This window comes from Streptomyces lomondensis (genome assembly GCF_014651035.1).
Classification (GTDB): Bacteria; Actinomycetota; Actinomycetes; order Streptomycetales; family Streptomycetaceae; genus Streptomyces; species Streptomyces lomondensis.
Genome location: NZ_BMWC01000006.1, coordinates 474,445 through 487,916, shown reverse-complemented (window position 1 = coordinate 487,916; position 13,472 = coordinate 474,445). Strand labels below are relative to the sequence as shown.

The 13,472-nt window shown below is 73.1% G+C and carries 12 protein-coding genes and 1 rRNA gene; 11 read left to right on the top strand and 2 right to left on the bottom strand.

Annotated elements, in window-relative coordinates:
* The first annotated feature begins 142 nt into the window (after positions 1–142).
* Both rrf and IE255_RS38945 read left to right on the top strand, forming a co-directional pair.
* A 5S ribosomal RNA gene (gene rrf, locus IE255_RS23025) occupies positions 143–259 on the top strand.
* 1,264 nt (positions 260–1,523) lie between these two features.
* Positions 1,524–2,249 carry a tetratricopeptide repeat protein gene (locus IE255_RS38945; protein WP_194704353.1) on the top strand — a complete coding sequence of 242 codons (726 nt, stop codon included), beginning with the start codon at positions 1,524–1,526 and terminating at the stop codon, positions 2,247–2,249.
* Between the two features lie 56 nt (positions 2,250–2,305).
* On the opposite strand, the gene IE255_RS23015 is transcribed toward IE255_RS38945, so the two are convergent.
* Complete coding sequence (locus IE255_RS23015; RefSeq protein ID WP_190052251.1) at positions 2,306–3,598, bottom strand: DUF1015 domain-containing protein; 1,293 nt, start codon at positions 3,596–3,598, stop codon at positions 2,306–2,308.
* 72 nt (positions 3,599–3,670) lie between these two features.
* Here IE255_RS23015 and IE255_RS23010 point away from each other — a divergent pair, with 72 nt between their 5' ends.
* The 4 genes from IE255_RS23010 (at position 3,671) to IE255_RS22995 (ending at position 7,815) form a co-directional block, all read left to right on the top strand.
* Positions 3,671–4,702, top strand: a complete 1,032-nt coding sequence (locus IE255_RS23010) for an HAD hydrolase-like protein (RefSeq protein WP_190052250.1) — start codon at positions 3,671–3,673, stop codon at positions 4,700–4,702.
* A 106-nt stretch (positions 4,703–4,808) separates the two neighbouring features.
* On the top strand, positions 4,809–5,852 hold the full coding sequence (locus tag IE255_RS23005) for a FecCD family ABC transporter permease (RefSeq protein ID WP_190052249.1): 1,044 nt from the start codon (positions 4,809–4,811) through the stop codon (positions 5,850–5,852).
* The gene (locus tag IE255_RS23000) at positions 5,849–6,889 is read left to right on the top strand and encodes a FecCD family ABC transporter permease (RefSeq protein ID WP_190052248.1); all 1,041 of its coding nucleotides are present in this window, start codon (positions 5,849–5,851) and stop codon (positions 6,887–6,889) included. The genes IE255_RS23005 and IE255_RS23000 overlap by 4 nt, the downstream gene beginning before the upstream one ends.
* Positions 6,886–7,815, top strand: coding sequence for an ABC transporter ATP-binding protein (locus IE255_RS22995; protein ID WP_190052247.1), 930 nt, complete (start codon positions 6,886–6,888; stop codon positions 7,813–7,815). Before IE255_RS23000 ends, IE255_RS22995 begins: the two co-directional genes overlap by 4 nt.
* Here the strand turns inward: IE255_RS22995 and IE255_RS22990 are convergent.
* A complete protein-coding gene (locus IE255_RS22990; protein ID WP_190052246.1) occupies positions 7,799–8,146 on the bottom strand; it encodes an SCP2 sterol-binding domain-containing protein in 348 nt (115 codons plus the stop codon). The genes IE255_RS22995 and IE255_RS22990 overlap by 17 nt on opposite strands.
* Positions 8,147–8,188: 42 nt before the next feature.
* On the opposite strand from IE255_RS22990, the gene IE255_RS22985 reads away from it, so the two are divergent.
* From IE255_RS22985 to IE255_RS22965, 5 genes are all read left to right on the top strand, one after another.
* Entirely contained in the window at positions 8,189–8,464 is a 276-nt protein-coding gene (locus tag IE255_RS22985) for a hypothetical protein (RefSeq protein ID WP_190052245.1), read from the top strand.
* 7 nt (positions 8,465–8,471) lie between these two features.
* A complete protein-coding gene (locus IE255_RS22980) occupies positions 8,472–9,287 on the top strand; it encodes a TlyA family RNA methyltransferase (protein ID WP_190052244.1) in 816 nt (271 codons plus the stop codon).
* Complete coding sequence (locus tag IE255_RS22975; protein WP_190052243.1) at positions 9,284–10,189, top strand: NAD kinase; 906 nt, start codon at positions 9,284–9,286, stop codon at positions 10,187–10,189. The genes IE255_RS22980 and IE255_RS22975 overlap by 4 nt, the downstream gene beginning before the upstream one ends.
* 186 nt (positions 10,190–10,375) lie before the next feature.
* On the top strand, positions 10,376–12,118 hold the full coding sequence (gene recN, locus IE255_RS22970; RefSeq protein ID WP_190052242.1) for a DNA repair protein RecN: 1,743 nt from the start codon (positions 10,376–10,378) through the stop codon (positions 12,116–12,118).
* Between the two features lie 206 nt (positions 12,119–12,324).
* Entirely contained in the window at positions 12,325–13,467 is a 1,143-nt protein-coding gene (locus IE255_RS22965; protein WP_190052241.1) for a glycosyltransferase family 4 protein, read from the top strand.
* Positions 13,468–13,472: the final 5 nt, after the last annotated feature.

Genomic DNA, 13,472 nt, shown 5'->3' with positions numbered 1-13,472 from the left:
GAGTTGACCGGTACTAATAGGCCGAGGGCTTGTCCTCAGTTGCTCGCGTCCACTGTGTTAGTTCTGAGACAACGAACAGTTGTCGGCTTTGAGCAGAACAAACAATTGAAGAGTGTGCTTGTTCGCTCGAAACCATTAGGGTTTCGGTGGTTATAGCGTAGGGGAAACGCCCGGTTACATTTCGAACCCGGAAGCTAAGCCTTACAGCGCCGATGGTACTGCAGGGGGGACCCTGTGGGAGAGTAGGACGCCGCCGAACAATCTTTGGAAGGACCCCTGGTCACCAGCGTTCAGCTGGGACCAGGGGTCCTTTTTGTTTTGCACTGCGCGCTGGGCAGCCGGCTGCGCGAGAATGACTTGCGGTACCGAAGACAGGAGTCACCATGTCCACCAACTCTCCCGACGACCGACCGGAGCGCGACCAGCGACGACGGGAGGGCGACCGGAACGACCGCGGTGGTCAGCGCGGGGACCGTGGAGACCGCGGGGACCGTGGCGGCTTCCGCCGGAGCGACCGTGGTGACCGTGCCGACCGCGGGGAGCGTGGTGGCTTCCGGCGAGACGACAACCGTGGTGGTGGGCACGGCCGGCGTGACGACCGTGACCGTGACCGTGACCGGGGGCCGCGCAGGGACGACCGTGACCGGGGTGGATTCCGGCGCGACGACCGCGGTGACCGTCCCGCCTTCCGGCGCGACGACCGCGGAGAGCGCCGTGACGACCGAGACCGTGGCGGTTTCCGCCGCGACGACAACCGCCGCGACGACAACCGTGGTGGTGGCTACGGCCGGCGCGACGATCGCCGGGACGACCGCCGCGGCGATGTCCGCCGAGGTGACGACCGTGGGCCGCGCGGTGGCTTCCGCCGTGACGACCGTCGGGATGACAGGCGTGACGACCGTCGGGATGACAGGCGCGATGACCGCCGGGACGACCGTCGCGACGACAGGCGCGAGGGTGACCGCGGCGGATTCGCCCGCCGCGACGACCGTGGAGAGCGTCGCGACACCCGCGATCGCGGCTACCGCGGTGACGACCGTGACCGGGGCGGATTCCGGCGTGACGACCGCGGTGACCGTCCCGCCTTCCGTAGCGACGACCGCGACCGCGGCTTCCGCCGTGACGACCGCGGTGGCTTCCGAGGCCGTGACGACCGGCGTGACGACCGCCGTGATGAGCGTCGCGACGACCGCCGTGACGAGCGCCGCGGGGACGATCGCGGAGACCGTGGCGGTTTCCGGCGCGACGACGCCGGTCGGGGCGGCCGTCCCGGCTTCCGGCGCGACGACGGCCCCCGCAGCGAGCGCGGCGAGTTCCGGCGCGACGACAACCGCGGCGACCGTGGCGGCTTCCGAGGGCGCGACGACCGTGGGGGCCGCGGCGGGCCCCGGCGCGACGACCGCGGAGGGCGTCCCGGGGGCTTCCGGGGCCGTGACGACAGGCGCGATGACAGGCGGGACGACAGGCGCGGCGCCGGCCGGTTCCGTGAGGAGCGCGACCGGGACCGGGAGCCGATCAAGCGGCTGCCGATCCCCGAGGACGTCACCGGCGACGAGATCGACAAGGACGTACGGCAGGAGCTTCAGAGCCTGCCGAAGACGCTCGCGGACGATGTCGCCAGGAACCTGGTGATGGTCGCGCGGCTCCTCGACGAGGACCCCGAGGGCGCGTACGGCTACTCCAGGGTGGCGCTGCGGCTGGCGTCGCGTGTCGCCGCCGTACGGGAGGCCGCCGGGTTCGCCGCGTACGCGAGCCAGAAGTACGGCGAGGCGCTGGCCGAGTTCCGGGCCGCCAAGCGGATGACCGGGAACGTCGATCTGTGGCCCGTCATGGCCGACTGCGAGCGTGGGCTCGGGCGGCCGGAGAAGGCGCTGGACATGGCCGGGGCGCCCGAGGTGCACAAGCTCGACAAGGCGGGACAGGTCGAGATGCGGCTCGTCGCGGCCGGTGCGCGGCGGGACATGGGGCAGCTGGACGCGGCCATCGTGACGTTGCAGAGCCCGGAGCTGGCCTCCAACTCCGTGCAGCCCTGGACCGCGCGACTGCGGTACGCGTACGCCGACGCGCTGCTGGCCGCCGGGCGGGAGAGCGAGGCGCGGGAGTGGTTCGCGAAGGCCGTCGAGGTCGACCGGGACGGCAGCACGGACGCCTCGGACCGGCTCGCCGAGCTGGACGGGGTGGAGTTCATGGACGCCCTCGCCGAGGACGAGAGTGAGGGCGAGGACGCCTCCTCGGAGGAGAAGGACTGACGTCAGGTGACGTGGAGAGGGGGCGGATCCCGGTCGGGGTCCGCCCCCTTCGCGTGTCAGAGGTCCAGCGCGCGCAGTACCAGGCCCGACGCCGGCTTCGGGCCGAACGACGTGGACTTGCGCGGCATCGTCACGCCCTGCCGGGCCAGGTCGCGGACGACCTCCTCGCGGACCGGGTGCATCAGGACCGCCGTACCGCCGTCGCGTTCCGCCTTCGCGACCGTGGCGGTCGTGTCGTGGATGTAGGCGATGCGGTCGGGGGAGTCCTCGGGGATGTGCCAGACGTGGTCGAGGAGCGTGGCGTGCAGGACCGTCGCGTCGAGGGTGCGCCAGGCCGCAGGGCGGTCGGTGGGGATCGTGCGGGCCAGGAGGTCCGGGTCCGGGTGGTCGACGAGGTGGAAGGAACCGTCGCCGGCCAGCAGGAACGCGTTGCCCGCGCAGGCCGCGTCCGCGAGCGCCGCCAGGGCCTCGGGCAGCGGGACGTCGAGGCGGCGGACGCGGAAGTGGCCGTCCAGGGCGGCCACGGCGGCGCCGACCGGCAGGCCGTGCAGGAGGCGGTGGATGGCGCGGACCCTGAGGGGGTAGCGGGCCGTGTCGACCAGGAGGACCAGGCCGTGGTCCCACGGGCTGGGGGAGGGGTGCTCCGTGCGGAGGCGGCGGTAGGTCGCCCAGCGGTGGTGGCCGTCGGCGATGAGGGCCTGGTGACGGGCCAGGTCGGTCCGGACCGTGGCCAGGTCGGCGGGGTCGGTGACCGACCACAGGCGGTGGCTGAAGCCGTCCTCCGTGGTGGTGGCGAGCAGGGGAGGCCGGTCGGCGGTGCGCTCGATGAGGTCCGCAGTGGCGGTCGTCGAGTCGTCGCCTCGGTAGGTCAGAAGAAGCGGTTCGAGGTTCGCGGAGGTGGCCCGCATGAGGGCCGCGCGGTCGGCGACGACGTGCGGCATGACGTCCTCGTGCGGCAGGACCACCTGCTCGGCGGGGTCCGACACACGCAGCGCGCCGATGATGCCGCGCTGGAGCATGCCGTTGCCGTCGCGCTGCTCGTAGACGTACAGGCCGGGGTCGGGGTCGGTGGTCAGGATGCCCTCGGACAGCCAGCGGCGCAGGGTCTCGGCGGCCTGTTGGTTGCGGGCGCTGGGGGTGGCGGCCTGGGGGAGGATCAGGCGGACGATGTTGTACGGGTCGGAGGACTCGAGGTGGTGCAGGCCGTCGGGGCGGACCACGACGTCGTACGGCGGAGATGTGACGGCGGCAAGGCTGCCGACCCGGTCGGGGTCGTAACGAAGGCCTCGGAACGGGGTGAGTTCCAGGCCTCGGTGCGCCGTTGCCGCCGAGTGACCTGCTGTGTTCATCCCGGCATCGTACGGGTGTCAGTGGCATGGGGGATGATCGGGGGAAAGCCGTCGAACGAGGAGCGATGCGGGATGAGCCGGAGCGTCAGGACGAGGCCCGAGGGCAGTGGGCAGGCCCTGAGCGAGGCGTACGACACGGCGCTGCTCGATCTGGACGGCGTGGTGTACGCGGGCGGGAGCGCGATCGCGCACGCGGTCGAGTCGCTGGCGTCGGCCCGGGCGGGCGGGATGCGTCTGGCGTACGTGACCAACAACGCGCTGCGGACTCCGGACACGGTGGCCGAGCATCTGACCGAGCTGGGGATACCCACGGGCGCGGACGACGTCATCACCTCGGCGCAGGCGGTCGCGCGGCTGATCAGCGAGCAGGTGCCGCAGGGCGCCCGGGTGCTGGTGGTCGGCGGGGAGGGGCTGCGGGTGGCGCTGCGCGAGCGCGGGCTGGTGCCCGTCGAGTCGGCGGACGACGATCCGGCGGCGGTGGTGCAGGGGTACGGCGGGCCCGAGCTGCCGTGGGGCCGTTTCGCCGAGGCCTGCTATGCCGTCGCGCGGGGCGTGCCCTGGTTCGCGTCCAACACCGACCTGACGATTCCGAGCGGGCGCGGCATCGCGCCGGGCAACGGCGCTGCCGTGGAGGTCGTCCGGATCGCCACGGGCGCCGAGCCGCAGGTCGCGGGCAAGCCGCTGCCGCCGATGCACCGGGAGACCGTCCTGCGGACGGGGGCGCGGCGGCCGCTGGTGGTGGGGGACCGGCTGGACACGGACATCGAGGGCGCGTTCAACGGCGAGGTCGACTCGCTGCTCGTCCTGACCGGTGTGACCGACGGCGCGCAGCTGCTGGCCGCGCCGCCGCGGCACCGGCCGACGTATGTGGACGCCGATCTGCGCGGGATGCTCACCGGCCAGCCGGAGGTGGTCGCGGCGGGCGACGGCGGGTTCCGGTGCGGTGGCTGGACGGCGACGGCCGGCGCGGATCGGCTGGAGCTCGACGGGGACGGCGAGGCGCTGGACGGGCTGCGCGCGTTGTGCGCGGTGGCCTGGACGGCGGCTGGTGACGGTGTGTGCGAGCTGGACGGGGGCAAGGCGCTGGCGCGGCTGGGTTTCTGACGACCGGTTGGAAACAGAGGTCGGCGGGCACGCTGGAGCGAGGCATCGGAGGGAGCGGCCGGGTCCGGAATCGTGATCGAATGCGAGGGTAGGCTAACCTAACTGCGTGTTGGTCGAGAGTCCCCCTGAACAGCGCGCGGAGACCGCCCCCGCGCCCCCGACCCGACGGGCGGTACGCGTCTTCGGACTGCTTCCGTCCGTCGCGATCCTGGTGCTCGTCGCGCTGGCGAGTATCGCGATCGGAGCGAAAGAACTGTCCCTCGGGCAGGTCTGGCACGGCCTGTTCGAGGATTCGGGGACGTACGGCGACGTCGTCGTCGCGGAGCGGTTGTCGCGGACCGTGCTCGGGCTGCTCGCCGGTGCCGCCCTCGGCCTGGCCGGGGCGGTCCTGCAAGCCCTCACCCGCAACCCGCTGGCCGATCCCGGACTGCTCGGCATCAACGCGGGCGCGTCCGCCGCGGTCGTCACGGCCATCACCTATCTCGGGATCACGTCGCTCAGCGGCTATGTCTGGTTCGCGTTCTTCGGCGCGGCAGCGGTCGGTGCGCTGGTCTGGTTCCTCGGCGGCAGCCGCGGCGCCACACCGGTACGGCTCGCCCTCGCCGGTACGGCGATCAGCGCCGCGCTCTACGGCTACCTCCAGGCCGTGATGATCATGGACGACGCGGCGCTCGGCAAGATGCGGTTCTGGACGATCGGCTCGCTGTCCGCGGCGAACGACTCGACCATCACGCAGGTCCTGCCGTTCCTGCTGGCCGGCATGGTCCTCGCGCTGGCCCTGGCGCGGCCGCTCAACGCCATGGCCATGGGCGACGACACCGCCAAGGCCCTCGGCGCCGACCTCAACCGGACGCGGGCGCTGTCCATGCTGGCCGCGACCGTGCTGTGCGGGGCCGCGACCGCCGCCTGCGGGCCGATCGTGTTCGTCGGGCTGATGGTGCCGCACGTGGTGCGCTCGTTCACCGGGCCCGACCTGCGCTGGATCCTGCCGTACGCGGCGATCCTGTCGCCCGTGCTGCTGCTCGGCGCCGATGTCCTCGGCCGCGTCGTGGCCCGGCCCTCGGAGCTCCAGGTGGGCATCGTCACCGCGATCCTCGGCGGACCGGTGTTCATCTTTCTCGTACGACGGCGGAGGACGGCGCAGCTGTGAAGACCATCAACCGTGCGGTGCGGACCCCGGGCGGGCTCTCGATACGCCTGGACGTGCGGGCCTTCACCGTCGTGCTCCTACTGCTGGCCGCGGCGCTCGTGGCGAGCGTCGTGCTCATCGGCACCGGCGACTTCCCGATCCCGGCCGCCGACGTGCTCAGGACGCTGGTGGGCGACGGCAACGCGGGCCAGGAGTTCATCGTCAACGAGCTGCGGCTGCCGCGGGTCCTGGTCGGGCTGCTGGTCGGCGCCTCGCTCGGACTCGGCGGCGCGCTGTTCCAGTCCATCTCCCGCAACCCGCTGGGCAGTCCGGACGTGCTCGGCCTCGGCCAGGGGGCGGCGGCCGGCGCGCTCTTGGTGATCGTGCTGTTCTCCGGCAGCGCGAACGAGGTCGCCGTCGGCGCGCTGGTGGGCGGCCTGGTGACCGGGCTCGCCATCTACGTCCTCGCCTGGAAGCGGGGCGTGCACGGCTACCGGCTGGTGCTGGTCGGCATCGGCGTCTCCGCGATCGTCACCGCGGTCAACGGCTATCTGCTCACCAAGTCCGACCTGGTGGACGCGGCCCGCGCGGTGGTGTGGATGACCGGATCCCTCGACGGCCGTGACTGGGCCCAGGTCTGGCCGCTGCTCGGCCTGTGCGCGGTGCTCGTGCCGCTCGTCCTGGTCAACGCGCGGGGGCTGCGGATGATGGAGATGGGCGACGACGTGTCGTACGCCCTCGGCGTGCGGGTGGAGCGCGTACGGCTGCTGCTGATGGTGGCGGCCGTGCTGCTCACCGCGTCCGCGACCGCCGCCGCCGGCCCCGTCAGCTTTGTCGCGCTCACCGCGCCGCAGCTGGCCCGGCGCCTGACCCGCTCGCCCGGCCCGAACCTGCTGCCGTCCCTGTGCATGGGCGCCGCCCTGCTGGTCACCGCCGACTGGGCCTCGCAGCGGGCGTTCGGCGCCGAGCAGCTGCCCGTGGGCGTGGTCACCGGTGTGCTCGGCGGTGTCTACCTGCTGTGGCTGCTGGTCACCGAGCGCAGGGCGGGACGGATATGAGCCGCGGCACGGGCGTGGGCACGAACGCCGAGAGCAGCATCAGCAGCGGGCTGAACAACCAAAGGAGCACCGTGAACCGTCTGTCCGCCGAGAACGTCACCCTCGCTTACGACCAGCGGGTCATCGCCGAGCAGCTGTCGGTGGAGATACCCGACAACTCCTTCACCGTGATCGTCGGCCCGAACGCGTGCGGCAAGTCGACGCTCCTGCGGGCGCTGTCGCGGATGCTCAAGCCGAGCGAGGGCCGGGTGCTGCTCGACGGGCAGGTCATCCAGTCGATGCCCGCTAAGAAGGTCGCGCGGACCCTCGGCCTGCTGCCCCAGTCGTCCATCGCGCCCGACGGCATCACCGTCGCCGACCTGGTGGGCCGCGGCCGCTACCCGCACCAGGGCATCCTGCGCCAGTGGTCCACCGAGGACGAGCGGGTCGTCCAGGAGTCCATGCGGCAGACCGGCGTCGCCGAGCTCGCCGACCGCTACGTCGACGAGCTGTCGGGCGGCCAGCGCCAGCGGGTGTGGATCGCCATGGCGCTCGCCCAGCAGACGCCGCTGCTGCTGCTCGACGAGCCGACGACGTATCTGGACATCCAGCACCAGATCGACGTACTGGACCTGTGCGCGGAGCTGCACGAGGAGCAGGGGCGCACGCTCGTCGCCGTGCTGCACGACCTGAACCACGCCGCCCGCTACGCCACCCACCTCATCGCCCTGCGCGAGGGCCGGGTCATCGCCCAGGGCGCGCCGAACGACATCGTCACGGCCGAGCTGGTCGAGGAGGTCTTCGGACTGCGCTGCCAGGTCATCGACGACCCGGAGACGGGCACGCCGCTGGTCGTGCCGGCGGCCCGCAAGGCCCGCGTCAAGGACGCCACCGAGGCGGAGGCCCGGGCCGGCGTGGAGAAGGTCGCCGCTACAGAAGCTTCCTGAGGCGGAGCAGGTCCCGCAGCCCCGCGTGCAGCTTCACCCGGCCCGAGCCCCAGGCGGTGGCGAAGTTCAGCTCGCCGTCGACCAGGGCCACCAGGTCGTCGCCGGTCATGGCCAGTCTGATCTCGGCCTTGTCGGGCGGCGGCCCCTGCACCGTGTCCCGCACCTCGATCCGTCCGCCCCGCATACGGCCGACGAAGGTGACGTCCAGGTCCGTGATGTGGCAGCTCACCGAGCGGTCCAGGGCCGCGGCGTCGCGGACGTCCCCTTCGGCGCGCTGCATGTTGTCGGAGAGCTTGTCGAGTGCGCTGCGGCACTCCTCGATCGTGGCCATCGCGCTCGACGGTACCGCAGCGGTTCGCGGTAGCGTCGGGGCATGGACGACGCAGTTCCCGAGACCCCGGTGGCGGCGGAGGAAGAGCCCGCGCCCGACCCGGCCGCCCCGGCCCCCCTGAACGTGCCCCGCGCCCCCACCGGCGACGCCGACGTGGACGCGGCCCTGGAGCGGCTCGGCGACGCGGACCACCTCGCCACGGACGGACACCTCGAGGTGTACGAGGATGTACACGGGGGGCTGCGCGACGCGCTCACCGCGCTCGACGTACGCCCGGGACCTCCGGCGCCCCCGTCGCCGCCTGGACCTAGGAGCTGAACCGAACGTGGCAGGAGTCGCACGCCGCCGTCTGGACGCGGAGCTGGTCCGCCGGAAGCTCGCGCGTTCGCGTGAGCATGCCGGCCAGCTGATCGCCGCCGGGCGCGTCTCCGTCGGCAAGACCGTCGCGACCAAACCCGCCACGCAGGTGGAGACCGCGGCCGCGATCGTCGTCGCCGACGACGAGAACGACCCCGACTACGTGTCGCGCGGCGGCCACAAGCTCGCCGGCGCGCTGGCGGCGTTCGTGCCCCAGGGCCTGACCGTCGAGGGGCGCAGGGCGCTCGACGCCGGCGCGTCCACCGGCGGTTTCACCGATGTCCTGCTGCGGGCGGGCGCCGCCCATGTCGTCGCCGTGGACGTGGGATACGGACAACTCGCCTGGTCCCTGCAGAACGATGAACGCGTCACCGTCAAGGACCGTACGAACGTACGCGAGTTGACGCTTGAAGCGATCGATGGGGAGCCTGTGGATCTTGTCGTGGGGGATTTGTCCTTCATCCCGCTCGGGCTGGTCCTGCCCGCCCTGGCGCGGTGCGTGAAGCCGGACGCCGACCTGGTGATGATGGTCAAGCCGCAGTTCGAGGTGGGGAAGGAACGGCTGGGCAGCGGGGGAGTGGTTCGCAGCCCCCAGCTGCGGGCCGAAGCGGTCCGGGGGGCGGCCGAGAAGGCCTGGGGGCTGGGGCTCGGGGTGAAGGGCGTGACGGCCAGTCCGCTGCCCGGGCCGTCGGGGAATGTCGAATACTTTCTGTGGCTGCGGGCCGGGGCACCGGAACTGGACCCGGCCGACGTTGACCGTGCAGTGGCGGAGGGGCCGCGTTGACCGAGAACCGAGCTCGTACTGTTTTCCTGCTCGCCCACACGGGGCGGCCCGCGGCCGTGCGCAGTGCCGAGCTCGTGGTGAAGGGGCTGCTGCGCTCCGGTCTCGGCGTGCGGGTCCTGGAGGCCGAGGCGCGCGACCTGCCGCTGCCGGAGGAAGTGGAGCTGGTCAAGGAGGCCACTCCGCAGTGCCTCGACGGGTGCGAGCTGCTCATCGTGCTGGGCGGCGACGGCACGCTGCTGCGCGGTGCCGAGTTCGCGCGGGCGTCGGGCGTGCCGATGCTCGGCGTCAACCTCGGGCGCGTCGGATTCCTCGCGGAGGCCGAGCGGGACGACCTCGACAAGGTGGTCGACCGGGTGGTGACCAAGGCGTACGAGGTCGAGGAGCGGATGACCGTCGACGTCGTGGTGCACCGCAACGGGGACATCGTGCACACGGACTGGGCGCTGAACGAGGCGGCCGTGCAGAAGGTGTCCGCGGAGCGGATGCTGGAGGTGGTCCTGGAGATCGACGGGCGGCCGGTGACGGGGTTCGGCTGCGACGGGATCGTGCTGTCGACTCCGACCGGGTCGACCGCGTACGCCTTCTCGGCGGGCGGGCCGGTGGTGTGGCCGGAGGTCGAGGCGCTGCTGATGGTGCCGATCTCCGCGCACGCGTTGTTCGCGAAGCCGTTGGTGACGTCGCCGGATTCTGTGTTGGCTGTGGAGGTTCTGCCGCATATTCCGCCGGGTGTGCTGTGGTGTGACGGGCGGCGGACTGTGGAGTTGCCGCCCGGCGCCAGGGTCGAGGTGCGGCGGGGGGCTGTGCCGGTTCGGCTTGCCCGGCTGCATCATGCCTCGTTCACGGATCGGCTGGTGGCGAAGTTCGCGCTGCCCGTTTCCGGGTGGCGGGGGGCGCCGCACTGACGGCGCCCCCCGATCCCCGCACGGGCGGGGAGCACGGCATCCGGAGCTCGTCCAAGACGGATACGACCGGAACACCCCCGCGTGGGCGGGGACGTCACAGCCAACGAGCCACGCACCCAGAGGTCACGACCTGCGCCTTCCCCGGTTGGAGTGGGGCGGCGTCGCATCGCACGGGCAAAACCTCGTATGGTCAGGGTCGTGTTGGAGGAGATGCGGATACGGTCGCTCGGTGTGATCGACGACGCCGTTGTCGAGCTGTCGCCCGGGTTCACCGCGGTCACCGGTGAGACGGGTGCGGGCAAGACCATGGTGGTTACCAGCCTGGGGTTGCTGCTGGGCGGGCGGGCCGACCCGGCGCTCGTGCGGATCGGGGCCGGGAAGGCGGTCGTCGAGGGGCGGATCACCGTTCCCGAGGACGCCACGGCCGCCGTACGCGCCGAGGAGGCCGGTGCCGAGCTCGACGACGGGGCGCTGCTGATCAGCCGTACCGTCTCCGCCGAGGGGCGCTCGCGGGCGCACCTGGGCGGGCGCAGCGTGCCCGTGGGCGTGCTGGCCGAGCTCGCCGACGAGCTGGTGGCCGTGCACGGGCAGACCGACCAGCAGGGGCTGCTCAAGCTGTCCCGGCAGCGGCAGGCGCTCGACCGGTACGCGGGCGACGCGGTCGCCGTGCCGCTGGCCAAGTACGGCGAGGCCTACAAGCGGCTGCGGGCCGTCTCCGCCGAGCTCGACGAGATCACCACGCGCGCGCGGGAACGGGCCCAGGAGGCCGACATGCTGCGCTACGGGCTCGACGAGATCGCCGCCGTCGAACCCCGGGCCGGCGAGGACGTGGAGCTGGCCGAGGAGGCCGAGCGGCTGGGGCACGCCGAGGCCCTGGCGTCCGCCGCCGCGGCCGCGCACGCCGCCCTGGCGGGCAATCCGGAGGACCCCGAGGGCGTCGACGCCGGGACGCTCGTGGCGGGCGCCCAGCGGGCCCTGGACGCCGTACGGTCGCACGATCCGGCGCTGGCCGCGCTCGCCGACCGCATCGGGGAGATCGGGATCCTGCTGCGTGACGCGGCGGGGGACCTGGCGGGGTACGCCGACGACCTGGACGCCGATCCGCTGCGGCTGGCGGCCGTCGAGGAGCGGCGGGCCGCGCTCACCGGACTGACCCGGAAGTACGGCGACGACATCGCCGCCGTACTGGCCTGGGCCGAGAACGGCGCCGCCCGGCTGACCGAACTCGACGGCGACGACGAGCGGATCGGGGAGCTGACCGCCGAGCGGGACGCGCTGCGCGCCGAACTGGGCGGGCTCGCCCAGGCGTTGACGGACGCGCGGACGGAGGCCGCCGAGCGGTTCGCCGCCGCCGTGACCGCCGAGCTGGCCTCGCTCGCCATGCCGCACGCGCGCGTGTCCTTCGACATCCGGCAGACCGAGGACCCCGACGGCGTCGAGGTCGGCGGGCGTCCGGTCGCCTACGGGCCGGCGGGTGCCGACGAGGTCGAGCTGCTGCTGGCGCCGCACCCGGGCGCGCCGGCCCGGCCGATCGCCAAGGGCGCGTCCGGCGGTGAGCTGTCCCGGGTGATGCTGGCCGTGGAGGTGGTGTTCGCGGGCACGGATCCGGTGCCGACGTACCTCTTCGACGAGGTCGACGCCGGTGTCGGCGGCAAGGCGGCGGTCGAGATCGGCCGGCGGCTCGCACGGCTGGCGAAGACCGCGCAGGTCGTGGTCGTGACCCATCTCCCGCAGGTGGCCGCCTTCGCCGACCGGCAGCTGCTGGTCGAGAAGACGAACGACGGGTCCGTGACCCGCTCCGGCGTCAAGGTCCTGGAAGGGGAGGACCGGGTCCGGGAGCTGTCGCGGATGCTCGCCGGCCAGGAGGACTCGGAGACGGCCCGGGCGCATGCGGAGGAGCTGCTGGCCACGGCCCGGGGGGATCTGTAGCCGCAGGGCGGAACAGGGCTGGGCGGGTCGCCCGACTGCACTCGTGTGGGTGCCCCGGCCCGGCGCATTCCCCCGACGCCGCGCCGCCTGGTCGCGCCGCCGGGGGCCGGGCGTTCCCGGAACCCCCGTATGTCCTGGCATGCTTGGCGGAGTATGCGTGGGAAACCGCGCCGTGACCGCCCGACCCGAACCAGGAGCCCGGCCACGTGACCCCCGTGAGCAGCCACTCACCGCCTGGCCAGTCGCCGCTGCGCACCGTGCAGGTGCTGGGCGGTGGCAACGCCGCCAGCAGCGCGCATGTGCGTTCGCTGGCCGCGGGGCTCGTCGCGCGGGGCGTGAAAGTCACGGTGTGCGCCCCCTGTGAGGCGGATCGCGCCTATGACTTCAGCGGGGTCGGAGCCCACCACGTGCACGTGCCGCGCAGCAGCGACCCGGTGTCGGTGGCGGCGCTGCGGGCGGCCTGCGCCGACGCCGATCTGGTGCACGCGCACGGGCTGCACGCCTCCTTTCGCACCGTGCTCGCGCTCAGCGGCCGGCGCGTGCGTACTCCGCTGGTCGTGACGTGGCACGACCGGGCGCACGTCGAGGGGGCGCGGGCCCATCTGCTGAAGGTGCTGGAGCGGCGGGTCGTGAAGGCGGCCACGGTGGTGCTGGGCACGACGTCGGCGCTCGTGGACCGGGCGCGGCGGACGGGCGCGCGGGACGCGCGGCTCGCGGCCGTGGCGCTGCCCGGCCCCCGCCGGCCCGTGGAGCCCGACGATCCCGACCGGGTGCGGGCCAAGGTGCGGGCCGAACTCGGCGCCATCGGGCGTCCGTTGCTGATGGCCGTCGGCTCCCTGGAGCGGCACCGCGGGTACGACGTGCTGCTGGACGCCGCGCGCGCCTGGCGCCGCCTCGATCCCCTTCCCCTGGTCGTGATCGCGGGGGAGGGGCCGCTGCGGGGCGAACTCCAGGGGCGGATCGAGGACGAGGGGCTGCCGGTCCGGCTCCTCGGGCGGCGCGACGACATCACCGACCTGCTCGCCGGCGCCGACCTCGCCCTGCTGCCGAGCCGCTGGGAGGCGCGCTCCGTCCTCGCCCAGGAGGCCCTGCACGCGCGCGTGCCGCTCGTCGCGACCGAGGTCGGCGGCATCCCCGAACTCGTCGGCGACGCGGCCGAACTCGTCCCGTACGGCGACGCCAAGGCCCTCGCGGACTCCGTCGTAGGCCTGCTCGGCGATCCCGCGCGCCGGGAGCTGCTGAAGGACAAGGGCACCCGGCAGGCGGCGAGCTGGCCGACCGAGGACGAGACGGTCACCCAAGTCCTCAGCGTGTACGACGAGTTGACGCAGCTCCGGCCCCTCGCCTAAAGCCC

What these genes read in the sequence shown, in the direction of transcription:
- IE255_RS23010 (WP_190052250.1), top strand. Translation starts at nt 3,671, where the DNA reads ATGAGCCGGAGCGTCAGGACGAGGCCCGAGGGCAGTGGGCAGGCCCTG.
- IE255_RS22985 (WP_190052245.1), top strand. Translation starts at nt 8,189, where the DNA reads ATGGACGACGCAGTTCCCGAGACCCCGGTGGCGGCGGAGGAAGAGCCC.
- IE255_RS22995 (WP_190052247.1), top strand. Translation starts at nt 6,886, where the DNA reads ATGAGCCGCGGCACGGGCGTGGGCACGAACGCCGAGAGCAGCATCAGC.
- recN (WP_190052242.1), top strand. Translation starts at nt 10,376, where the DNA reads ATGGTCAGGGTCGTGTTGGAGGAGATGCGGATACGGTCGCTCGGTGTG.
- IE255_RS22990 (WP_190052246.1), bottom strand. Translation starts at nt 8,146, where the DNA reads ATGGCCACGATCGAGGAGTGCCGCAGCGCACTCGACAAGCTCTCCGAC.
- IE255_RS23015 (WP_190052251.1), bottom strand. Translation starts at nt 3,598, where the DNA reads ATGAACACAGCAGGTCACTCGGCGGCAACGGCGCACCGAGGCCTGGAA.